Genomic DNA, 22,374 nt, shown 5'->3' on the forward strand with positions numbered 1-22,374 from the left:
TTTTCTTAAAAAAGGATAAATAAATGAGATATATTTTGGGGCTACTATTACTTATCTCAATGACTCTCTTTGCCCAGACAAATACTCCTGCTCCTTTTCCTTCGTTTGAAACTAATGAATCAAATACCACCCAAGTAGAGAATAACGTATCTTTAATAGATGAGCAAAAAAACACTCCACTTGTAGAAGAGGAGAAAAAATATAACTGGTTTGCAGGTGATGAAGTTTCACCAAAGATCTATGATTTTATAGATACTATAGAACATGATGCATCACTCATATGCCAGGAGCGTCTACGAACAGATAAACTGCGCAAACTTATTGATAGATACAACGCCTCGCACGACCCGATGCTCAAAGAGGAGCTAGAGTATGAAGGGAATAAATTAGCCGTTCAGTATAACAAAATCAAATCACAGGGCTGCTTTGATCCATCGAAATTTCTCAAAGATAACTACATAAGACCATCAAAAAAAGGTATCGAAGATATTGACAATCCTGTACTCCTTCACCTTTATAGTGCTTTAGCAAAGTATAAAGAGATTGAGCAAAATGGGGGCTGGGAAAAGATAGAGGTCAAAGATATTCCATTTTTGCGCTATGGGAAGCGCTATGATGTGATTCCACAGATTAAAAAGCGTCTCAAAGCAGAAGGTTTCTATCCATATGATGATAATGGTACAAAATTTGATGATAGATTTTTGCTGGCGGTTAAGAAATTTCAAGCACATAACGGTATCAAGGTAGATGGTGTTGTAGGTCCAGCAACGATCGATAAAATGAATATTCCTGTAGAAAACAAGATTGATAAAATCCTCATCAACATTGAGCGAGCGCGCTGGTTTTTGCGTAATGATGACTATTTTGTTTTTGTAGATATTCCTGGATTTTTTATGCATGTCTATGATCATGGCAAGAAGATTTTTGAATCCAAAGTAATAGTTGGAAGACGCAAGCGCCCCACGCCACAGATGCGCAATGTCATAAGCTATGCAGTGCTCAATCCCTACTGGAGAGCGCCAAAAACTATCATCAAAGAGGATATTTTACCTCGACTTCAGAGTGGAGATTTTCAACATCTCATAGATGAAGGCATTGTTGCAGCAACAGATTATAATGGGAAAAATGTAGTCGATTTTAACGATATCAACTGGAGTCAATACAGTGAAAATAATCTTCCGGTCATCTTTTTGCAAAAGCCAGGTCCTCGTAATTTCTTAGGATATGTGAAGTTTATGTTTCCTAACAGATTTGATGTCTATTTACATGACACCAACTCCAAAAGACTCTTCCGCTACGATTTTAGAGCCCTTAGTTCTGGCTGTGTGAGAGTACAAAAACCTATAGAGCTTTTCCACCTTTTGCGCAATCATACTTCATCTAAAGAGGTGACATATCGCGATATTCTCGATAAACTCTGGGATGGCAAAACTAAAAGAGTCAGATTCAAACCGATAATACCTGTATATCTGCTCTATTTGACAGTTTACGAAGATAACAATGGCGATGTATACTTTTTTAAAGATATTTACAATCTTGATAAAGCGATGCTTGTAAAACTTCGTTTACACAAAAATGGTAGAATTGCATCTAACTAACCCTGAGGAGTAAAGATGGATAGAAGGGACTTTCTCAAAACGAGTGCACTATTTGGGGCGGCGATAATCATTCCTTCTCGGTCACATGCTAGGAACTATGAGAAACGATTGCATCTCTATCATATCCATACAGGTGAAAAGCTCTCTTCTACCTATTGGGTAGATGGTGAATATCTATACGATGAAATTGAGCAGCTTGAATATTTCTTGCGCGATTACAAGACTGATGAAATCCACAAGATTGACATAAAACTTATAGATTACCTCCATGATGTGTATAAGCTAGTGGGTGGAAAGAAAGAGATCTATGTGATATCTGGCTATCGCTCACCATATACAAACTATCTTCTTAGAAGACATAGCCGTGGTGTAGCAAAAAAGAGCTTCCATATGTTAGGTAAAGCGATAGATATCCGCATACCTCATGTACATCTTTCTACAGTGCGCTATGCTGCTCTTTCATTAAAACGTGGTGGGGTAGGCTACTATCCTCGCTCGAACTTCGTTCATATCGATACAGGAGATCCAAGGTACTGGAGATATCCTCGCTCATGATGGATGTAATTCTTTATATCCATCTTCTCGCTGCTACTGTATGGATTGGAGGAAGCGTCTTCCTTTTTGCTCTTGGCATATTTTTGCGCGATAAAGATGCCCAGAAGAGAGTCTATTTTTATGTAGGGCCGATTTATGGCTATGTTGAGAGCGTATGGCTGACAATATTGATCATTACTGGATTATGGATGTTTTTTCATATGGGATTGCAAAATGTTTTTGAGAGTGATGTTGAGAGGCTCCCTTTTCTTCTTAAATACAAACTTATTCTCGTTGCACTCATAACTATTGCAACAATAGTTCATATGTATATAGCTTTTAAAACAAATGGCAAAGAGCGTACGAAGCTACAGCTTCTCCTCTCACGCGCTAGTAGCATGGCAATATTCTTGCTCAATCTTATAATTCTATGGTTTGCAATGCAAATTCGCACACTGCTTTAGAAAGGTTGATATGAAACTTTCTGTTATAGGTACAGGCTATGTGGGGCTTGTAACAGGTGCGTGTATGGCACAGATGGGTAACAATGTCATCTGTGTCGATATCGATGAAAAAAAAATAGAAAAACTCAAAAAAGGTATCATCCCCATATACGAGCCGGGTCTCGAAGAAATAGTCAAAGAGAACTTCAAAATAGGCACCCTCCATTTCACTACTGATATCAAGGAGGCATTGCAAAAAAGCGATATTGTATTTATCGCAGTAGGTACCCCGCAGGGTGAAGATGGCAGTGCAGATTTGCAGTATGTTTTGGCTGTTGCCAAAGATATCGGCCGCTATATGACCCATCCAGTGATTGTCGTAGACAAATCTACTGTCCCAGTGGGCACAGCTGACAAGGTGCGTCAAACTATCCAAAATGAACTCAAAAGACGTCTAGAGAATGGCGAAATAACCGATGGTGAATATCAAGATCTCATGCAGTTTGATGTAGTGAGCAATCCAGAGTTTTTGAAAGAGGGTGATGCAGTCAATGACTTTTTAAAACCTGATAGAGTTGTAATAGGCGCAGACAATGAAAAGAGCATGCAAGTACTCAAAGAGCTCTATGCTCCATTTACGAGAAATCATGAGCGCTTTATTGCTATGGATATCCGCAGTGCTGAGCTGACAAAATATGCAGCAAATGCGATGCTGGCTACAAAGATAAGCTTCATGAACGAGATGGCAAAAATTGCTGAGGCAGTGGGAGCTGATATCAATAAGGTTCGCGTAGGGATAGGAAGCGATAGTCGTATAGGGTATAGCTTCATCTATCCAGGTGTAGGCTATGGCGGCAGCTGCTTTCCCAAAGACGTAAAAGCTTTGGAAAAGATTGCCCTTGATGCTGGAGTAGAACCTAAAATCATCAAAGCAGTCGAAGCTGTCAATAAAGAGCAAAGAGAATATTTTCTGAGTAAAGTCATCAAACGATTTGGTGAAAATCTGCATGGTAGGACTTTTGCTATATGGGGTTTGAGTTTCAAACCAGAGACTGACGATATGCGTGAAGCTCCATCAATTACCATAATCCAAGAGCTTATAAAGCGTGGTGCCAATATCCAAGCCTATGATCCCAAAGCTATGGAAGAGGCCAAAAACTTCTGGCTCAAAGATATTGAAAATATCGAATATTGTGATAATAAATATGATGCACTCAATGGTGCAGATGCTTTGATTTTGGTGACCGAATGGAAAGAGTTTCGTAGCCCTGACTTTGTAGAAATGCAAAAACGCCTCAAAAATCCTATCATTTTCGATGGACGCAATCAATACAGCAAAGAGAAGCTCAAAGAGTATGGATTTGAGTATCACCAGGTAGGGGTACGTGAAGAAAAGAGATGATCTCTTTAAAAACTATTCCCTCTCTTTATAAGCTTTATATAGTATTTTGAGTCCTAGTAATGCAGTCATACTTTCAGCAGCAACTGTTGCTAGTACTGCACCTTTTAGCTGCATTGTAGGTATGAGAAGGTAGTTGAGAGATATATTGAGAAGAAAAGAGCAAAAAACTATCCAAAACCACTCTTTGTTTTTTTCAAATAGAGCCAATGGAGAGGTAGCGATATAGCTCAAACCTAGAGCTGCAATACTCAAGGCAAAATAGTTCATAAGCTCTACCGTTGGGATAAAACTTGTCCCATAGAGTTTGATGATGAGAAACTCTTTTTTTATATAAAATATTGCAGCTATAAAAAGGGCTGTCGAGACAATCAGCACAGCAAATTTTGTAAAATATATTTTCTCTTTTGCGACTTTTGGTGCAAAGACTGTCCATATGATACTAAAAATCACCGGGACAAATGCGTAAAGCTTGTATCCTGCTTCATAGTAACCATTATAAGTAACTCCCAGCATATGGGCTATCATGATTTTATCAGTATTGGTATAGATCTGATTGAGAAAAAGAGCACCTCCGAGATAGAGAGAGACTTTGAGAATCTTATGCCAGTGGTGAGGCTCTATAGAGGAAAAATCAATCCTTTTAAAAATAGCTCTCCCATAAATAAGCATGCTTACAAGATATGCACCTAAGTATGCGACTGCTAGCATAATGATACTCTTTTGCCACCATAGCAAAAGAATAGCCAACAAAAAATAGCTTATTGCTTGAGTAATTTTGATAGTTGCGATAGTTTTGAAATCCTCTGCAACTTGGTAGTACCATACAGGTGTTATAGACGAGAGCAGATCTGCAACTAAAAGTGTTGTAATAAGCAGCAAGACTTTTATTTCTATGAGGTTGTATAAACTCCACAGCAGTCCCAAAGCTACAAATGTAAGCAACATTTTAATAGTTATTGTATTTATATAGAGTTTCTCTCTTTTGGCAATATCTTTAGTGGCTTCTACCATGGCATACACATCGAGCCCAAGATTTGTAGCAATGATCAAAAAGGCATTGATTGCGAGTGCATAAGACCAGTAGCCAAGCTCTGTAGCACCAAGTACTCTTGATACATAAATAATAATGAAAAAGCTAAGTGCTCTTGAGAGAGCTTCAGCCAAAAAGAGAGAAGAGAGAGCTCTTTTCATATGCTTTTTTCTATGAGTTTTGCTAGATTTTGCGCTGCATTTTTCCAGCTAAAATTCTTAGCCTGTTTTAGCCCTCTTGATGCGAGCTCTTGACGCAAAGCTGCATCTTCATCTATACGTAGCAAAGCTTTGCTTATTTGCATCACGTCATAAGGATCGATCAAAAGTCCAGCATCGCCTACTACTTCCGGTATAGAGGAGGTGTTCGAAGCTATGACAGGTGTTGCGCACGCCATTGCTTCTAACGGAGGTAAACCAAACCCTTCATAAAAGGATGGAAATACAAAAGCTTTCGCTCCACCATAGAGAGCTATGAGATCTTTTTCGCTAACATATCCCAGTCTTTTGACATGGCCGCTTCCTAGAGCTTTTTGCAGTAATTCATCAAAATGCTCACTTCTCCATCCTACTCCACCTGCTAAGACTAGAGGTGTGGGATTTTTTGTTTTTTGTAGATAATTCAAATAAGCCGCAAGAAGATTTTTGAGATTCTTGCGCGGTTCTAAAGTTCCAACGAAGAGGAAGTAGTTTTGATAGTGCAAATCATATTTTTGTGTGATGGGCGTAAATGCTGCTTGCGCAGTGGGGCAAAACTTGGGATCTACTCCATTGTAGATGACTTCAATATTTTTTTCATCACAAAGCCCAAGATCTATAAGTTCACGTTTCGTAAACTCTGATATGGTGACAATTTTGGTGCTTTTTTCTATGCTTTTTGGTAGATATTTTTCAAAATACTCCACCCGCTCTTTAGGGTGATACTCCTGGTATCGGATATGAGAGAGATCATGAATGAAAGTGATTGTTGGAACATCAAAAAAGCTAGGAAAAGAGATATAGTTAGGTTGGATGAAAACATCTGGCTTTTCTTTGAGTAGTGTATAGTTGAAAATGGCTGTTTTCGCACTGTGGGTAAGAATATAGGGACGCGGCAGATATTTTTTAGCTAGACCCACTGCCTTTTCATAATTACCCAGTGGTCGTTGACGAAGATTTTTACTATAAAACCATGCATAATAGTAGAGAGTACTTGGATAAATCTTTTGCAACTCTTTGGCGTATTGGTATGTGACATAGCCAATACCGCTGAGATCTTTGAGTAACGGTGTCGTATCTATTAGGATTTTAGGATTTTTCATAGGATATTTCTTTATATCTCATTTGTAAAATTGTATCATAGAGGCCTGATTCTTTGCTTCTGTTATCCTGAAGCCTTAGCCGAAGGATCTATCCAATATGCTACAATTAAAAAAAACCACTAAAGCTGAAAAATGAGCAAAATAGATATAGAAAAACTCAAAAGCGAGATCGTTGAACGGCTCAAACCACTTGATCCGGATAAGATTATCCTCTTTGGCTCCTATGCTTATGGTGAACCAAACGAAGAGAGCGATATCGATCTGTTTATCATTAAAGATACATTAGAAAAAGAGAAGCTAAGAGATGAAATGTTACAAGCTCAAATACTATTGTGGGATATCGTAGAAAAATATAGGATTGGATTTGATGTACTTGTCGATAGTAAAAGTAGGATTAAACATAGAGTGGAAAATATAAAAGATTAATTTTACAAGAAAATTATAGATGAGGGTAAAGTCATTTATGCCAAATAAACCATATGCAAAAGAGTGGCTCATTTTTGCTTATAAAAATTTTCTAACTGCCAAAAAACTTTATGAGCTAAATCATTTTACTGATATTATTGGAGTAGAACTGCAGCAAAGTTTAGAGAAGATATTGAAAGCATTGATTGCTTATGATAATAAAACAATTCCAAGAACACATAAGCTTATAGAACTTGCAGTAGCGATAGATAAAATTGCATTTACCAAAGAAAAAAAATTTTACTTGAAATTGCTACAAGTTGCTATAAAGTAGATAGATATCCGAACCCAAACTATTTTTTGCCTCGAAGAGAAGAAATTGAAGAAGTAATGCGATTACAGAGGATCTTTTGCAAAGGATTTGCCAAATTTTAGATATTGATGTAAGTGAATTGATAAAATAACAATTTCTTGCTTCTTGTAATCATGTCATCCTGAGGCCTTAGCCGAAGTATCTAACATATCTACCATTTAACATAGATATTTCACTTTACTCAAAATGACGTCACTATCCTCACAAATAACCAAAATTTAATATTTTTTTCGATACAATTAAACAAAAAAATTAAGAGCCAAAATATATGATAAATATAATCCTCAGTGGTGGAAGCGGTACGAGACTCTGGCCTTTGAGTCGTAAACTCATGCCAAAGCAGTTTTTACAGCTTTTCGATAATAAATCGCTTTTCCAAAAGACACTCCAAAGAAATGCACTTTTGAGTGATAAAATTCTTATCATCTCCAACGAGGAGCAGTATTTTTTGGCTAATGATCAAGTCGATGAAATAGGCATAGATCCAGATGGGTATATCCTCGAGCCATTTGGCAGAAATACCGCAGCGGCTATCGCTTTTGGTGCGATGAGTGTGGATGAGGATGAGCTACTTTTTATCACTCCAAGCGATCATTTAATCGAAGATGAAGAAAAATATCACGAAGCGGTCCAAAGAGCAAAAGATTTGGCCCAAAATGGTGGGCTTGTGACATTTGGTATCAAGCCCACCGAACCACATAGTGGCTATGGATATATAGAAGCTAATGGCGAGGATGTGGTAAAGTTTCACGAAAAGCCAGACAAGCAAAAAGCCAAAGAGTATCTTTCCAAAGGTAACTACTATTGGAATAGTGGGATGTTTTTATTCAAAGCGGGCATTTATCTCGAAGAGCTGCAAAAGTATGCACCAGAACTTTATGAAAGTGCAAAGATGGCCTATGAAAACAGTAAAGTTGATGGGAAAATTCGCCGCATAACTCCAGAGTTTATGGAAAAGATTCCAGATATCAGCATAGACTATGCCGTGATGGAAAAAAGCGATAAGATCAAAATGGTACCAAGTAATTTTCAATGGAGTGATGTGGGAAGTTTTGATAGCCTTACTGATCATATCGATAATAAAACTGATAATATTGAGATAGAGAGTAAAAATACCTTTTATTATAGTGACAATGACAAAAAACTCATAGCTACCATTGGCATAGAAGATCTCATTATCATCGATACCAATGACGCTCTGCTCATCGCCAAAAAAGGAGAGACACAAAAAGTCAAAGAGCTTATAGGTAAATTGCAAACTTCTCATCCAGAGCTTCTCAACGCCCATACCAAAGTCCATCGCCCATGGGGAACATATGAAGTACTCGTAGAAGACAGTGGCTACAAGATCAAGCGCATAGAGGTAAAACCTGGCAAGAGACTCTCACTCCAAAAGCACTTTCACCGTAATGAGCACTGGATAGTGGTAAGCGGTACAGCAGAGGTACAAGTAGGGGATGAACGCTATCTCGTGCGAGCGAACGAATCGACCTATATCAAAATGGGAGAGATCCATCGCCTCTCAAATCCTGGTAAAATCCCAGTTATACTTATCGAAGCACAAGTAGGGGAATATACAGGAGAAGATGATATCGTGAGAATTGAAGATGATTATGTAAGGAAATATTAAATGGAAAATCAGATATTAGCCATCATCGGCCTTGGCTACGTAGGCCTGCCATTAGCAGTAGAGTTTGGTAAAAAGTATAAAACTATTGGATTTGATATCAATGCCAAACGTATTGAAGAGTTAAAAAACGGAATCGATAGAACTTTGGAAGTAAGTGAAGATGAACTACAAAAAGCAAAGAACCTCTCCTTTACTTCATCTATTGAAGATATAAAAGAAGCAAATATCTATATCGTTACTGTTCCAACTCCAATTGATGAGCATAAAAATCCAGATCTTACCCCTTTAATAATGGCTAGTAGAACTGTTGGAAGAGTATTGAAAAAAGGTGATATTGTTATCTACGAATCTACCGTTTATCCAGGATGTACCGAAGAGGTATGTGTACCAGAGCTAGAGCGTGAGAGTGGATTACAATTTAATGAAGATTTCTTCTGTGGCTACTCTCCTGAACGCATCAATCCAGGAGATAAAGAGCATCGCCTTCCAACAATTAAAAAAGTAACAAGCGGAAGTACACCAGAAGTTGCAAAAAAGATCGATGAGCTCTATAAAAGCATCATCACTGCTGGAACACATCTAGCCCCAAGTATCAAAGTAGCTGAAGCTGCAAAAGTGATAGAAAACGCTCAAAGAGATATCAATATAGCATTTGTCAATGAACTGGCTCTCATCTTTGATAAATTAAATATCGATACACTGGATGTGCTTGAAGCAGCTGGAACCAAATGGAATTTTCTCCCATTTCGTCCAGGACTTGTTGGAGGACACTGCATTGGAGTAGATCCTTATTACTTGGCCTACAAAGCAAAAGAGGTGGGATACCATCCACAAATCATCTTGGCTGGTAGAAGGACCAATGATGAGATGGGTATCTTTGTAGCCAATAAGGTTGTAAAACTCCTCATCCATAAAGGGCATAGAGTAAAAGGGAGCAAAGCATTAGTACTGGGAATAACTTTTAAAGAGAACTGCCCAGATATTAGAAATAGTAGAGTGATTGATGTCATAAAAGAGCTGCAAGACTTTGGCATAGCAGTAGATGTATATGATCCTTGGGCAGACAAAGAGGAAGTAAAAAGAGAATACAGTCTTGAGCTTTTAGCAAATGAGCCAGACTTTACGGAGTATGACTCTATTGTTTTAGCCGTAGCCCATGAGCAGTTTAGAAAGCTTGATTATCAAAAGATACCGAAATCAAGCGTGGTGTTTGATATTAAGGGTATGCTGCCAAAAAACATAGTAGAAGGGAGATTATAGTGAAAAATTTTGCCTTAATAGGAGCTGCTGGATACATAGCTCCAAGACATATGAAAGCGATAAAAGAGACAGATAACAATCTTTTAGCGGCAATGGATCGATGTGATAGTGTAGGGATTATAGATAGTTATTTTCCGGATGCGGATTTTTTTACTGAATTTGAGCGATTTGATAGGCACGTGGATAAATTGAGGCGAAAAGGTGAAAATATAGATTATGTAAGTATCTGTTCACCTAACTATTTGCATGACGCGCATATCAGATGGGCTTTGCGAAGCGGAGCCGATGCGATATGTGAAAAACCGCTTGTACTCAATCCTTGGAATATCGATGGATTGGAAGAGATAGAAAAAGAGACTGGAAAAAAAGTGTATAACATCTTACAGCTTCGTTTGCATCCTTCCATCATCGCTTTGAAAGAGAAAGTACAAAAGGAGCTTCAAGAAGACCCTAATAAAATCTATGATATAGATTTGACATACTTAACGAGTCGTGGCCATTGGTACTTTGTGAGCTGGAAAGGGGATGAGAATAAAAGTGGTGGTATTGCTACGAATATAGGGATTCATTTTTACGATATGCTCTCTTGGATCTTTGGCGAGATTGAGGAGAATATCGTCCATATCAAAACACCATACGCCAATGCTGGGTTTATGAAACTCAAAAATGCAAACGTTCGATGGTTTTTGAGTGTAAAATATGATTATATTCCAGAAGAGATCAAACAAAAGGGACAAAGAACCTACAGAAGCATCACTGTAAATGGCGAAGAGATCGAATTTAGCGGAGGATTTACCGATCTTCATACTAAAAGCTATGAGGAGATCCTCAAAGGTAACGGTTTTGGACTCAAAGAGGCCAGAAATTCTATCGAAATAGTCTCAACCATTCGCCATCTCGAGCCCATAGGTCTTAGAGGCGAGTATCATCCTTTTTGTAAAAAGGTGATAGATGAGTAAGTTTTTCGTTCATGAGAGTGCTTATATCGATGAGCCGGTACAGATAGGAGAGGGGACGAAAATTTGGCACTTTTGTCATATACTTTCCAATACGATCATAGGGGAAAATTGCTCTTTTGGCCAAAACTGTGTGGTGGGTCCTAATGTAAAGATAGGAAATAATGTAAAGGTGCAAAATAATATCTCCATCTATGAGGGTGTGGAGATAGAAGATGATGTATTTTTGGGACCATCGATGGTCTTTACCAATGTCATCAATCCAAGAGCCTTTATCAATCGCAAAAAGGAATTTAAAAAGACTTTGCTTAAAAAAGGATGTTCAATTGGTGCAAATGCTACAATAGTTTGTGGAGTAACTATTGGAGAGTATGCACTGATTGGAGCCGGGGCGGTAGTGAATAAAGATGCAAAGCCTTACACGTTAATGGTAGGAGTACCCGCAAGAGAGATTGGATGGGTTGATAAAGCGGGAAATAGGATGGTATTTGATGAAGAAGGAGTTGCAATCGATAGTTATGATGGGACGAAGTATAAACTCGAAGATGGCGAAGTAAAGGTTTTAGGATGAAAATAGATTTTGCAAACCTAACCTATCAATACCGGCTCTATAAAGATGAGATAGATGAAGCGATACTAAAAGTCTTGAATCATGGCAAATATATCATGGGACCGGAAGTCGGAGAGCTTGAAGAGAAGTTATGCGAGTTTACCAACTCAAAAAATGCAATAACCTGCTCCTCTGGTACCGACGCCCTTTTACTTGCAATGATGGCTCTTGGTATCAAACCAGGTGATGAAGTTATTACTACTCCATTTACTTTTATTGCAACAGCAGAGACAATCGCTTTGCTTGGAGCAAAACCGGTGTTTGTGGATATTGAAGAGAAGAGTTATAATATTGATTCTACAAAGATAGAAGAGAAGATAACCCCTAAAACAAAAGCGATTGTTTCAGTGAGCCTTTATGGTCAGCCAAGTGATTTGGACGAGATAAATGAAGTGGTAAAAAGATATAATCTTTTTCATATCATTGATGGGGCGCAAAGTTTTGGAGCCACATATAAAGGAAAAGCCGAGGCTCACTATTGTGATATTTATACCACCTCTTTTTTCCCAGCCAAACCACTTGGCTGTTATGGAGATGGGGGAGCGGTTTTGACAAACAGTGATGAATTGGCCAAGAAAACAAAAATGCTTCGAGTCCATGGACAAAACAAGAGATATCATCACAAATATATAGGACTTGGGGCAAGACTCGATACCATGCAAGCTGCCGTTTTATTGGTAAAGCTAAAGCACTATAAAAAAGATTTGGCATTAAGACAAGAAGTTGCAAAAAAGTATAGTGAGCAATTAAAAAATGTTAAAAATATAATTTTACCTTTTGTAAAAAACAACAGAACAAGTGCCTGGGCGCAATATAGTATCAGGGTCCCCAATAGGGACGAACTTCAACAAAAATTAAAAGAATCAAACATTCCAACGGCAGTGCACTATCCGATGCCACTTCATATGCAAGAGTGTTTTCAATATCTTGGATATAAAAAGGGAGATTTTCCAGTAGCTGAAAAAGTAAGTGAAGAGATTATGAGTTTGCCGATGAATCCATATTTGAGGGGTGAAGAGATTCATTATATAGTGGATAAGGTTTGCTAGGTTGTTAAATAAATTAAGGGTTAAAAGTGATTTTTCAAGATATGTAATGATTTTAGCTGGTGGGACGGCAATCGCTCAAGCTATACCTATTCTTATTTCTCCCATTCTTACAAGGCTGTACACTCCAGAAGATTTTGGGGCACTTGCTATATTCGTCTCGATTACATCCATTATTGGTGTCATAGTTAATGGCAGATATGAGTTAGCTATCATGCTTCCTGAAAGAGATGAAGATGCCATAAATGTCGCTGCAGTTGCTTTTCTGTTTAATATATTTATAAGTATTATTTTTTTTCTTTTTATATTGTTTTTTGGAGACTGGCTATTAGAGGTTTTAAATGCATATAACTTGGACAAATTATTATACTTTTCACCTTTAGCTGTATTTCTTTTAGGAGTCTTTAAAATTTTAAATTATACAAATAATAGATTTAAGCGTTATAAAGATATTTCTAAAGCAAATATTTATAAATCATTAATGGGAGCTATAGTTCAAGTATTAATGGGTATTTTTAAAGCAGGAGCTGAAGGGCTGATAACAGGGTATGTTGTATCACTAATAACATCTAATACGAAATTATTTATTAATATCAAATACCTTTTAAAACACATAAAAATTGAGAAAATTAGAAAAATGAGTATAAAATTTATAAATTTTCCAAAATATTCTTTGTTAGCTGGATTGTTAAATACAATAGGTTATCAAATAGTTAATATATTAATTGGAATATTTTACGGACAAACCACTCTTGGATATTATTATCTTGCAATAAGAGTGATGGGATTGCCTACATCCTTTATAGGTAACGCTATATCTCAAGTCTTTTACAAGCAAGCAGTGGATGAAAAGAACAACAAAGCTAGTATTAACAATTCCTTTGATAGTACTTTAAAAAAACTAATAATAATATCAGTTCCAATTTTCACAATAATATTTTTTGTAATTAAACCGGCATTTAGAATAGTTTTTGGTGAGAATTGGGAAACAGCAGGACTATATGCAATGATATTAACTCCAATGTTTGCTGTTAACTTTATAGTAAAAACATTTACATTAATACCATTTATTTTTAATAAGAATGTTATTGATTTAATATTCCAGTTTGGAGTTTTAATTATTAGTATTTCAGTCTTTCTATTTGGTGCAAAAGATATTTCAAGTTTATTAATTGTTTATTCCTTATTAATGACATCTTATTATTTCATTTATTTGTTTTTCCTTAAAATTAAAGTAGGAAAATAATATGAGATATAGTAATATTCCAACTTTCGTTCCATGGCAAATTATTAAATATTTTTTTTATAATCTAACTATATTTACTATATTAGCAATTATTTATGTAAAAATAATAATTCCTTTGTTTTCATATGAAGGTTTTTATCTTAATTTTTCAATAGAAAAAGTGTTGATATCTTTATTGTTTTTGTTAATGGTTTCGTTGCCAATTAAAAAAAAAGAAATGGTCTCAACATCATTAATCAACGCTCTAATCGTTTTTTCATATATACCTATGTTAATCCTATTTTCTTTTGAAAATCTAAGTTTAGAATTTATGCTGTATGTAACTATTTCAGTGTATGCTATCATTCTCTTTACTCAATATTTTCCAATATTTGTTAAATTTAAAATATTTCCTTTTAGACTGAAATTTTTTATGCTTATATTAGTGCCTTTATTTTTAAGTATTTTGATATATATGTTTTACAAAAATTTCGCATATTTTAATTTAGATATAAGTAAGGTGTATGAATATAGGGCTGTAATATCTGAAAACACACCTACTTTAATAGCTTATATATATAATATATTATTCAAAGGAATAATCCCCATCTTATTTTTATTCTATTTATTTCATACTTCCAAAACATCCATAAAGATTATTATAACAATTATTTTAATTATTTTGTATATCATTATTTTTGGAATAACATCTCACAAATTTTATTTATTCATAATTCCTTTTATGGTGAGTATTTATTTAGTTTCGTCAATTTTTAAAAAAACAAATTTAGTATTTGCTAATATAATGATATTTTTATTAATTTCTATTTTTATTTTATCTTTATTTAAAAATAATTTATTTCTATGGATTACTTCGTTATTTATTAGACGTCTTTTATTTGTTCCAGCAGACTTAAATTTTGCATATTTTGAATTTTTTAACGATCATACATTTGTTTATTTCTCGGATAGTAAGTTCCTTCCATTTTATTACATAATTGGTTATCCCTATGATTTAAACGTACCTCATCTTGTTGGAAGAGAGATTTTTGGAAATCCAGCTATGGGTGCTAATACAGGTTGGATAGGTAGCGGTTATGCGCATATGGGGTTTATAGGAATGCTTTTTTACGCTTTTATTATTTCTATTATTTTAAAATACCTTGATTTTCTATCGAAATATTTAGATAAAAAATTTTTAGTTTTTTCTTTTATACCTTATATTATAACTTTATTTTTATCTTCTGATTTAAAAACTACATTGCTAAATCATGGATTATTTTTTTACCTTATTTTATTATCCTTTTTAGCAAATTATAAAAAAAGGAGATACTCATTTTATGAAAAATAAAGTATGTCATATTACCACAGTCCATCAACCATTCGATATAAGAATATTTCATAAAGAATGTTTATCACTTACAAAAGCAGGTTATGATGTTAACTTAATTGCTCAGCATGATAGAGATGAAACTATAAATGGAGTAAAAATAGTATCATTACCAAAAATTTTTAATAGAAAAGAAAGAATTTTCAAGTTAAGAAAATTAGCATTCCAAAAAGCAGTTGAAATAGATGCCGATATATACCATTTTCATGATCCAGAGCTATTGCCGGTTGGATTAAAACTTAAAAAACTGGGAAGAATGGTAATATATGATGTTCACGAAGATGTTCCAAGACAGATACTTTCAAAACCCTATCTTAATAAATTTATCAAGCCTATCATATCTAAAAGTTTTGAAATTTATGAGAACCGTGCAGCTAAAAAATTTGATGCTATAATAACTGCGACACCTCATATTAGAAATAGATTTTTAAAAATAAATTCAAATACAGTTGATATAAATAACTACCCAAAATTAAATGAATTATATGAACCCGTTGAATGGATTAACAGGAAGAATGAAATTTGCTATATAGGTGGAATAACAAAAATTAGAGGTATTATTGAGTTAATAAAAGCTCTTGAGTATACAGATACTATTTTACATCTTGCAGGGAATTTTGAAAGTAAAGAGTTAGAAAAAGAAGTAAAATCCTTACCAGGGTGGAAAAAAGTTAAATATTATGGTTTTGTTGGAAGAGAAAAAGTAAATGAAATTCTAAAACTTGTAAAAATTGGGATAGTAACTTTACATCCTATTACAAATTATATATATTCGCAGCCTATTAAAATGTTTGAATATATGTCAGCAGGTATTCCTGTAATAGCTTCCAATTTTTCACTTTGGAAAGAAATAGTTGAAAAGGGCAATTGCGGTATATGTGTTGATCCTTTGAGTCCAAAGGAAATAGCAAATGCTATAAATAATGTTTTAGGTAATGATAAAATAGCTAAAAATATGGGAGAAAATGGAAGAAAACTTGTTGAAAACAAGTATAATTGGAAAAGCGAAGAAAAAAAATTATTTGAATTATATATTAAAATTATAGAAAAAAATGATATTTAAAAAGTTTTTATTAAGTTTTTTACTATATCTTTTGATTATAATTTCGTTTTGTTCTGCAAAACCCTCTGAAGTTGTTAATCAACAAGAAAAAGAATATAATATTAATATAAATGCTTTAAAAGATTTCATATTAAAAAGCACTAAGAGATTAAATTCTAATGAATTAGATAATTTATATCATTACCAAAATTTTTTTAATTTCGGATTTTATCTCATAAAAGATAGAATAAACTTTTTAAAAGAAATAGATGTTTTATTGGAAAAAAACTCAATTATAATAATCTTTTTCAAAGTTATTATTATTCTAAAAATAGACTATCAATACTTCAATTTTCTTATTTGCTTGCAAGAATTGAAAAATACAAATTCTTGAAAGGTTCAGAATCAAATAAAAATAGATTAAATTTTTTAAACAAAGTAGTAATCAATTCATGGCTTAATATTCCAGCATGGCATTGGGTAAAAATGTTCCCAAATATGAAATTACGAACCTTAGCGAAATTAAATAAAGATCCATCTATTGCTGGTAAAAGTTATTACTACGCTATAATAGATGAAGATATATTTCTTTTTGGAATAACGGCTAACCTTGTACAAATTAATGCTTGTAAAAATAAAGAGTTATGTCAGGAAATATTAGAAATAGGATATAAAATATTTAAGAAAAAGATACATAATGAATCTGAATTTTCTTATGCTAAGGGAGAATGGTATGAGCATCCAGATTATTTATATGCAGGATATGAAAAGAAAGAATTTCCTAAATACCCGTGTCCTAATCCGGACATGGAGCTTGATATTTCTCATTTCCATAGAATGCCTTGGATATTTTCTGACATGTATAATGTTTTTAAATATTTAAAAGAAATTAATAAAGCAAATTATTTTGATAAATCCTTAAGAGAATTTTATAATAAATTCAATAAAAAATTAGTGGTATATAACCAAAATGGGTTACCTTTACTTAAAAATTTTATAGATGGTTCGAATGGATGGTATAGAGTGAGATATCATAAGAACTATCCAAATTTTGGTTATGGACCATTTGAATTAAGTCTCGTTGCTGTTTTAGGTTCTTATTATTATAAAAATTTTGATAAAAAATTTATATGTTCTATGAATAGATTGTTATCAACTAACAATAACTTGAAAAAATATTATGATGAAAAATATCCTACTTCTTTTACTAAAACATTAAAGAAATTTGGAATTTTTGAAAAAAGATTTAAATATTATGAATTATTAAATAGATTAATTTTATATCAAAGAGCTTTACAATGTAATTGATTTATTCTAAACTACTTTAGAATTTGGCTTAAGAATAGTTTAGTACAAAAAAAAGCTAAAATAGTTCGATATGAAGGGTAAAAATAGATACATCAAAAAAGTTCATATAACAGAGAGAAAATTTAAGGAGATTTTACGATGTTTCTGTTTGGATTTGACAGCTAAACAAACATCTAAAGTCACAAAAGTTAATTGTAATACAATCAATAGATATTTCAATAAAACAAGAGAGCGAATTATGAAGCTTTGCCAAACAGATTCTCCATTCAAAGAAGAAATAGGAGTTGATAAGAGCTATTTTGGGGCAAAAAGAGACATTATAAGCTACTATTCGAGGAAAATTTCAATTGATATTATAATTTATTCAGATAAGTGGAGAGGATATGATGAACTTGTTGATATTGGCTATGATAAAGATTTTAGAGTCAAATATGGAAATAACGAATTTGCAAAAAGTAAGAACCATATCAATGGAATAGAATCTTTTTGGAATTATGCTAAAATGTGGCTGTATAAATTTAGAGGTCTTTCAAAGAATAAATTTAATTTACACTTAAAAGAGTATAAGTTTAGGTTCAATACTCGTCATAATGAGTTTCAACACTTATAAAATAATTTGAAAACAAACCTCTAAATTAGTCTCGACCCAATAATAAAATAAAATCACTAAATATATACTAAATATATATCTATATAAAGACTATAATGCCAAATAAACTTAAAAAGGTGTTAACAAAGCTATGAAAAAAAATATTTGGATAATTAATGAATATGCAGGTTCACCATATCATGGAATGGAATTTAGGCATTATTATTTAGGTAAAGAACTTATTAAACTTGGATACGATGTAACAATAATAACTGCCTCTTTTTCTCATCTTTTTAAAAATCTTCCCAAAGTAGAAAATAGATTCAAATTGGAAAATATTGATGGTATAAATTACTTATGGATAAAAGTTCCTCAATATTCAAAATCTTGGGATAAAAAAAGAGTTTTGAAATGGCTAAAATTTGCATATTATTTATTTAAATTACCATTCGATAAATTATCTAAACCAGACTATATTATTCTTTCGCCTATGAATACTTTACCTGTTATTCCTTCTTATAGATTAGCAAAGAAATTTTCTGCTAAATTTATTTTTGAAGTGAAGGATATATGGCCTCTTTCGATAATTGAACTTGGAAACTATTCTTTCAATAATCCATTTATTAAACTTCTAAAGTATTGTGAAAATTTTGCTATAAAAAAATCAGACTTATTAATTTCTGTCTTACCAAACTATAGAGAATACCTCAAGGATAATGGATTCGATAAAGATTTTGTTTATATTCCCAATGGTATTTACTTAGAAGATAAGAAAACAATAGAACCTCTGTCTAATGATATAAGAAATCAAATTCCAAAAGATAAATTTATAGTTGCCTATACTGGAACTATTGGAATTGCAAATGCTTTAGAGTATCTAATTGAAGCAGGAAAGCTATTAAAGGATAAAGATATATTAATTCTGATAGTCGGAGAAGGAGGAGAAAAAGAAAAATTAAAAAAATTAGTTAAAGGGTATGAAAATATAAAACTTTTACCACCTATTCCTAAAGGACAGGTTCAAAATTTATTAAATTTAGTAGATATTTGCTATATAGGTTGGAGGAATAAAAAAATATATAAATATGGAATTTCACCTAATAAGATTTTTGATTATATGTATGCTGGGAAACCAATAATTCATTCGATTAACACAAAGAACGATATTGTATCTATAGCAAAATGTGGAATATCAGTTGAAGCAGAAAATCCTAAAGCTATTGCAGATGCTATTTTAAAGTTATATAAAATGTCACCTGATGAAAGGAAAAAAATTGGTGAAAATGGGAAAAAGTATGTTATTGAAAATCATAGTTACGAAAATATTGCTAAAAAATATATAAAATATTTAAAAGAGCTATAACTTAACTAATTAAGGTATATCAATATGTACTTGATAGAAATATTTTATAAAAAAGTATTAAAAAATCTCCACCATATTATGCAAAATATTCTTTATTAACGATAATTTGGAAGCCTATGAGAAAATTTATCAATGTAGTGATTATTCCAAACGTCCCTTTTTCAAAATTAAGGGTGATTTTATATAAGGCTATAGGCTATAAAATAGGAAAAAAAGTTTTTATAGGAATGAAATGCTATTTAGATGATATGGATCCTTCTAAAATTATTATTGAAGATAATGTAACAATATCTTATGGAGTTTACTTTGCTTGTCATGGAATAAATCAAAAACATACCCACATTCTGATTAAAAAAGGAGCTTACATAGGGATGAGAGCAACTATTATTTCGGGTAAAAATGGAATAGTCATAGGTGAGAATTCTATAATTGGTGCAGGTAGTCTGGTGAATAAAAGTGTAGAAGATAATGTGTTAGTTGCTGGAGTTCCAATAAAAAAATTAAAAAGAGTGAAAAAATATGAATAAAATTACAAAATATATAATTAAAAATGTTGCTCAACTAGGTAGAACTGTAAATTTCATACCTCTACATGCACCGATTTTTGAAGGGAATGAAATAGAGTATGTAACAGATTGCATAAAGTCAAATTTTGTTTCAAGTGTAGGAGAATATGTAAATAAGTTTGAAAAAGCTATTTGTAAATATACTGGAGCTAAATATGCAATATTAACAGTAAATGGAACTGCCGCTTTACATGTTTCTCTTTTATTAGCAGGTGTGGGAGAAAATGATGAAGTTTTAATGCCTGCTCTTACATTTATAGCAACTGCAAATGCCGTTAGTTATATCAAAGCAATTCCTCATTTTATTGATGTAGAAGAAAAAAGTTTAGGAATAGATGCTGATAAATTAGATGAATATTTACATACTATTACTTTGATAGAAAATGGAGTTTGTATAAACAAGAATACAAAAAGAAAAATTAAAGCAATTGTTCCAATGCATACATTTGGACATCCGGTAGATATGGATAAATTAAAAAAGGTTGCAGAAAAATATAATTTAGAAATAGTAGAGGATGCTGCAGAAAGTTTAGGTAGTTTTTATAAAGGGGTTCATACTGGTAATATTGGTAAATTAGCAGCAATTAGTTTTAATGGAAATAAAATAATTACAACAGGTGGTGGTGGATGTATTCTGACTAATGATGAGGAATTGGCAAAAAAAGCAAAACATATTACTACAACTGCTAAAGTTCCTCATCCTTGGGAATATGAACACGATATGATAGGGTACAATTATAGAATGCCGGCACTAAATGCCGCACTTGGATTAGCACAAATTGAAAAACTATCTGAATTTATTGAAAAGAAAAGAAGATTGGCAAAAAAATATAAAGAAATTTTTGATGATTTTAAAGAATTTACATTTTTTACAGAACCTGATTATGCAAAAAGTAATTATTGGCTAAATGCAATTGTTTTAAATAAAGGATACGAACATTTAAGGGATGAGATACTTAAAGAAACAAATGAGAATGGAATTATGACAAGACCTGTTTGGAAATTGATACATCACTTAAAAATGTTTAAAAATTGTCCGAGAATGGATCTTAGTGTTAGTGAAAGTTTGGAAAAAAGAGTTATCAATATTCCAAGTTCAGCATATTTAGGAGAATAAATGAATATTTTAAAATTAATAGGTAGAAGTAGTGAGCTTTTTGAAGATGATATCAAAAAATATGGAAAAGAATTGGATAGGAATGTAATAAATTCTAAATTTTTAGTTGTTGGTGGTGCAGGGAGCATTGGAAGTGCTGTCGTAAAAGAGATTTTTAAAAGAAATCCTAAAAAATTGCATGTTGTAGATATTAGTGAAAACAATTTAGTTGAATTAGTAAGAGATATCAGAAGTTCACTTGGATATATTGATGGAGAATTTGCCACTTTTGCTTTAGATATAGGTAGTGAAATTTATGATAAATTTATAAAAGATGATGGGGATTATGATTATGTTTTAAATTTGAGCGCATTGAAGCATGTAAGAAGTGAGAAAGATCCTTATACATTAATGAGAATGATTGATGTAAATATATTTAATACAGATAAAACTATATCGCAGAGTATTGAAAAGGGAAGTAAAAAATATTTTTGTGTTTCAACTGATAAAGCGGCAAATCCAGTTAATATGATGGGGGCAAGCAAAAGAATAATGGAAATGTTTTTAATGAGAAGAAGTTTAGAAATTCCTATTTCTACTGCAAGATTTGCTAATGTCGCTTTTAGCGATGGAAGTTTGCTTTATGGATTTAACAGAAGAATTGAGAAAAGACAACCTATTTCTGCACCAAAAGATATTAGAAGATATTTTGTAACGCCTAAAGAAAGTGGGGAATTATGTTTAATGAGTACAATTTTTGGAGAAAATAGAGATATATTTTTTCCAAAATTGAGTGATAAATTACATTTAATTACTTTTGCTGATATTGCTGTTAAATATTTAAATGAATTAGGATATGAAGCTTATGAATGTGAAAGTGAAGAGGAAGCAAGAGAATTAGTAAAAACTTTACCAGAAAAAGGAAAATGGCCTGTATATTTTTTTAATTCTGATACAACTGGAGAGAAAGATTTTGAAGAGTTTTATACAGGAGAAGAAGAAATTGATTGGGATAAATTTGAAAATATAGGAGTAATTAAAAATGAACCTATTTTTGATGGAGAAAAGTTAGATTATTTTACTTGGAAAATAGAAAGATTCAAAGAAAAAGGATGGAACAAAAAAGAATTAGTTGATCTATTTAATTTTATGATTCCAAATTTTAATCATAAAGAGACTGGTAAATATCTGGACCAAAGGATGTAAGG

At 32.8% G+C, this 22,374-nt stretch carries 22 protein-coding genes; 20 read left to right on the forward strand and 2 right to left on the reverse strand.

Annotated features, from left to right (window positions below):
• Window positions 1–23 precede the first annotated feature (23 nt).
• Genes JG734_RS04215 through JG734_RS04230 form a run of 4 tightly spaced genes read left to right on the forward strand, consistent with a single transcriptional unit; the run spans window position 24 to window position 3,977 of the window.
• A complete protein-coding gene (locus JG734_RS04215) occupies window positions 24–1,598 on the forward strand; it encodes a murein L,D-transpeptidase (RefSeq protein WP_201333782.1) in 1,575 nt (524 codons plus the stop codon).
• Window positions 1,599–1,613: 15 nt separating this feature from the next.
• A complete protein-coding gene (locus JG734_RS04220) occupies window positions 1,614–2,153 on the forward strand; it encodes a DUF882 domain-containing protein (protein WP_201333783.1) in 540 nt (179 codons plus the stop codon).
• Window positions 2,150–2,596, forward strand: coding sequence for a hypothetical protein (locus JG734_RS04225; RefSeq protein ID WP_201333784.1), 447 nt, complete (start codon window positions 2,150–2,152; stop codon window positions 2,594–2,596). The genes JG734_RS04220 and JG734_RS04225 overlap by 4 nt, the downstream gene beginning before the upstream one ends.
• A 10-nt stretch (window positions 2,597–2,606) precedes the next feature.
• Window positions 2,607–3,977, forward strand: coding sequence for a UDP-glucose/GDP-mannose dehydrogenase family protein (locus tag JG734_RS04230; RefSeq protein WP_201333785.1), 1,371 nt, complete (start codon window positions 2,607–2,609; stop codon window positions 3,975–3,977).
• Window positions 3,978–3,989: 12 nt separating this feature from the next.
• Here JG734_RS04230 and JG734_RS04235 read toward each other — a convergent pair whose 3' ends face one another.
• The gene (locus tag JG734_RS04235; RefSeq protein ID WP_201333786.1) at window positions 3,990–5,168 is read right to left on the reverse strand and encodes an oligosaccharide flippase family protein; all 1,179 of its coding nucleotides are present in this window, start codon (window positions 5,166–5,168) and stop codon (window positions 3,990–3,992) included.
• Window positions 5,165–6,307, reverse strand: coding sequence for a glycosyltransferase family 1 protein (locus JG734_RS04240; protein WP_201333787.1), 1,143 nt, complete (start codon window positions 6,305–6,307; stop codon window positions 5,165–5,167). Before JG734_RS04240 ends, JG734_RS04235 begins: the two co-directional genes overlap by 4 nt.
• Before the next feature lie 132 nt (window positions 6,308–6,439).
• On the opposite strand from JG734_RS04240, the gene JG734_RS04245 reads away from it, so the two are divergent.
• The 16 genes from JG734_RS04245 to JG734_RS04320 all read left to right on the forward strand — a co-directional run bounded on the left by JG734_RS04245 (window position 6,440) and on the right by JG734_RS04320 (window position 22,372).
• On the forward strand, window positions 6,440–6,733 hold the full coding sequence (locus tag JG734_RS04245) for a nucleotidyltransferase domain-containing protein (protein ID WP_201333788.1): 294 nt from the start codon (window positions 6,440–6,442) through the stop codon (window positions 6,731–6,733).
• 37 nt (window positions 6,734–6,770) lie between these two features.
• Window positions 6,771–7,046 carry a HEPN domain-containing protein gene (locus JG734_RS04250; RefSeq protein ID WP_201333789.1) on the forward strand — a complete coding sequence of 92 codons (276 nt, stop codon included), beginning with the start codon at window positions 6,771–6,773 and terminating at the stop codon, window positions 7,044–7,046.
• Between the two features lie 307 nt (window positions 7,047–7,353).
• On the forward strand, window positions 7,354–8,715 hold the full coding sequence (locus tag JG734_RS04255) for a mannose-1-phosphate guanylyltransferase/mannose-6-phosphate isomerase (RefSeq protein WP_201333790.1): 1,362 nt from the start codon (window positions 7,354–7,356) through the stop codon (window positions 8,713–8,715).
• The gene (tviB, locus tag JG734_RS04260; RefSeq protein ID WP_201333791.1) at window positions 8,716–9,975 is read left to right on the forward strand and encodes a Vi polysaccharide biosynthesis UDP-N-acetylglucosamine C-6 dehydrogenase TviB; all 1,260 of its coding nucleotides are present in this window, start codon (window positions 8,716–8,718) and stop codon (window positions 9,973–9,975) included.
• Entirely contained in the window at window positions 9,975–10,934 is a 960-nt protein-coding gene (locus JG734_RS04265) for a Gfo/Idh/MocA family oxidoreductase (RefSeq protein WP_201333792.1), read from the forward strand. Before tviB ends, JG734_RS04265 begins: the two co-directional genes overlap by 1 nt.
• Window positions 10,927–11,502, forward strand: a complete 576-nt coding sequence (locus JG734_RS04270; protein WP_201333793.1) for a DapH/DapD/GlmU-related protein — start codon at window positions 10,927–10,929, stop codon at window positions 11,500–11,502. The genes JG734_RS04265 and JG734_RS04270 overlap by 8 nt, the downstream gene beginning before the upstream one ends.
• Window positions 11,499–12,590: a DegT/DnrJ/EryC1/StrS aminotransferase family protein gene (locus tag JG734_RS04275; protein ID WP_201333794.1), complete on the forward strand. Its 1,092-nt coding sequence runs from the start codon at window positions 11,499–11,501 to the stop codon at window positions 12,588–12,590. The genes JG734_RS04270 and JG734_RS04275 overlap by 4 nt, the downstream gene beginning before the upstream one ends.
• A 46-nt stretch (window positions 12,591–12,636) precedes the next feature.
• The gene (locus JG734_RS04280; protein ID WP_201333795.1) at window positions 12,637–13,833 is read left to right on the forward strand and encodes an oligosaccharide flippase family protein; all 1,197 of its coding nucleotides are present in this window, start codon (window positions 12,637–12,639) and stop codon (window positions 13,831–13,833) included.
• A gap of 1 nt (window position 13,834) precedes the next feature.
• Complete coding sequence (locus tag JG734_RS04285) at window positions 13,835–15,163, forward strand: O-antigen polymerase (RefSeq protein ID WP_201333796.1); 1,329 nt, start codon at window positions 13,835–13,837, stop codon at window positions 15,161–15,163.
• A complete protein-coding gene (locus tag JG734_RS04290; protein WP_201333797.1) occupies window positions 15,153–16,265 on the forward strand; it encodes a glycosyltransferase family 4 protein in 1,113 nt (370 codons plus the stop codon). The genes JG734_RS04285 and JG734_RS04290 overlap by 11 nt, the downstream gene beginning before the upstream one ends.
• Before the next feature lie 339 nt (window positions 16,266–16,604).
• On the forward strand, window positions 16,605–17,552 hold the full coding sequence (locus tag JG734_RS04295; protein ID WP_201333798.1) for a hypothetical protein: 948 nt from the start codon (window positions 16,605–16,607) through the stop codon (window positions 17,550–17,552).
• A 70-nt stretch (window positions 17,553–17,622) separates the two neighbouring features.
• A complete protein-coding gene (locus JG734_RS04300) occupies window positions 17,623–18,162 on the forward strand; it encodes a transposase (protein WP_201333799.1) in 540 nt (179 codons plus the stop codon).
• A 130-nt stretch (window positions 18,163–18,292) separates the two neighbouring features.
• Window positions 18,293–19,504 (forward strand): glycosyltransferase family 4 protein, encoded by a 1,212-nt coding sequence (locus JG734_RS04305; protein WP_201333800.1) that lies wholly within the window; start codon window positions 18,293–18,295, stop codon window positions 19,502–19,504.
• A gap of 116 nt (window positions 19,505–19,620) precedes the next feature.
• Window positions 19,621–20,031, forward strand: a complete 411-nt coding sequence (locus tag JG734_RS04310; RefSeq protein WP_201333801.1) for a DapH/DapD/GlmU-related protein — start codon at window positions 19,621–19,623, stop codon at window positions 20,029–20,031.
• Window positions 20,024–21,187 (forward strand): LegC family aminotransferase, encoded by a 1,164-nt coding sequence (locus tag JG734_RS04315; RefSeq protein ID WP_201333802.1) that lies wholly within the window; start codon window positions 20,024–20,026, stop codon window positions 21,185–21,187. The genes JG734_RS04310 and JG734_RS04315 overlap by 8 nt, the downstream gene beginning before the upstream one ends.
• Complete coding sequence (locus tag JG734_RS04320) at window positions 21,188–22,372, forward strand: UDP-N-acetylglucosamine 4,6-dehydratase (RefSeq protein WP_201333803.1); 1,185 nt, start codon at window positions 21,188–21,190, stop codon at window positions 22,370–22,372.
• Window positions 22,373–22,374 lie beyond the last annotated feature (2 nt).

The sequence above is a fragment of the Nitratiruptor sp. YY09-18 genome (assembly GCF_016593235.1).
Taxonomy (GTDB): Bacteria; Campylobacterota; Campylobacteria; order Campylobacterales; family Nitratiruptoraceae; genus Nitratiruptor.

Excerpts from the sequence above, each read along its gene's own strand:
- JG734_RS04215 (WP_201333782.1), top strand. The coding sequence starts at position 24 with ATGAGATATATTTTGGGGCTACTATTACTTATCTCAATGACTCTCTTT.
- JG734_RS04220 (WP_201333783.1), top strand. The coding sequence starts at position 1,614 with ATGGATAGAAGGGACTTTCTCAAAACGAGTGCACTATTTGGGGCGGCG.
- JG734_RS04225 (WP_201333784.1), top strand. The coding sequence starts at position 2,150 with ATGATGGATGTAATTCTTTATATCCATCTTCTCGCTGCTACTGTATGG.
- JG734_RS04230 (WP_201333785.1), top strand. The coding sequence starts at position 2,607 with ATGAAACTTTCTGTTATAGGTACAGGCTATGTGGGGCTTGTAACAGGT.
- JG734_RS04235 (WP_201333786.1), bottom strand. The coding sequence starts at position 5,168 with ATGAAAAGAGCTCTCTCTTCTCTCTTTTTGGCTGAAGCTCTCTCAAGA.
- JG734_RS04240 (WP_201333787.1), bottom strand. The coding sequence starts at position 6,307 with ATGAAAAATCCTAAAATCCTAATAGATACGACACCGTTACTCAAAGAT.
- JG734_RS04245 (WP_201333788.1), top strand. The coding sequence starts at position 6,440 with ATGAGCAAAATAGATATAGAAAAACTCAAAAGCGAGATCGTTGAACGG.
- JG734_RS04250 (WP_201333789.1), top strand. The coding sequence starts at position 6,771 with ATGCCAAATAAACCATATGCAAAAGAGTGGCTCATTTTTGCTTATAAA.
- JG734_RS04255 (WP_201333790.1), top strand. The coding sequence starts at position 7,354 with ATGATAAATATAATCCTCAGTGGTGGAAGCGGTACGAGACTCTGGCCT.
- tviB (WP_201333791.1), top strand. The coding sequence starts at position 8,716 with ATGGAAAATCAGATATTAGCCATCATCGGCCTTGGCTACGTAGGCCTG.
- JG734_RS04270 (WP_201333793.1), top strand. The coding sequence starts at position 10,927 with ATGAGTAAGTTTTTCGTTCATGAGAGTGCTTATATCGATGAGCCGGTA.
- JG734_RS04275 (WP_201333794.1), top strand. The coding sequence starts at position 11,499 with ATGAAAATAGATTTTGCAAACCTAACCTATCAATACCGGCTCTATAAA.
- JG734_RS04280 (WP_201333795.1), top strand. The coding sequence starts at position 12,637 with ATGATTTTAGCTGGTGGGACGGCAATCGCTCAAGCTATACCTATTCTT.
- JG734_RS04285 (WP_201333796.1), top strand. The coding sequence starts at position 13,835 with ATGAGATATAGTAATATTCCAACTTTCGTTCCATGGCAAATTATTAAA.
- JG734_RS04290 (WP_201333797.1), top strand. The coding sequence starts at position 15,153 with ATGAAAAATAAAGTATGTCATATTACCACAGTCCATCAACCATTCGAT.
- JG734_RS04300 (WP_201333799.1), top strand. The coding sequence starts at position 17,623 with ATGAAGGGTAAAAATAGATACATCAAAAAAGTTCATATAACAGAGAGA.
- JG734_RS04305 (WP_201333800.1), top strand. The coding sequence starts at position 18,293 with ATGAAAAAAAATATTTGGATAATTAATGAATATGCAGGTTCACCATAT.
- JG734_RS04310 (WP_201333801.1), top strand. The coding sequence starts at position 19,621 with ATGAGAAAATTTATCAATGTAGTGATTATTCCAAACGTCCCTTTTTCA.
- JG734_RS04315 (WP_201333802.1), top strand. The coding sequence starts at position 20,024 with ATGAATAAAATTACAAAATATATAATTAAAAATGTTGCTCAACTAGGT.
- JG734_RS04320 (WP_201333803.1), top strand. The coding sequence starts at position 21,188 with ATGAATATTTTAAAATTAATAGGTAGAAGTAGTGAGCTTTTTGAAGAT.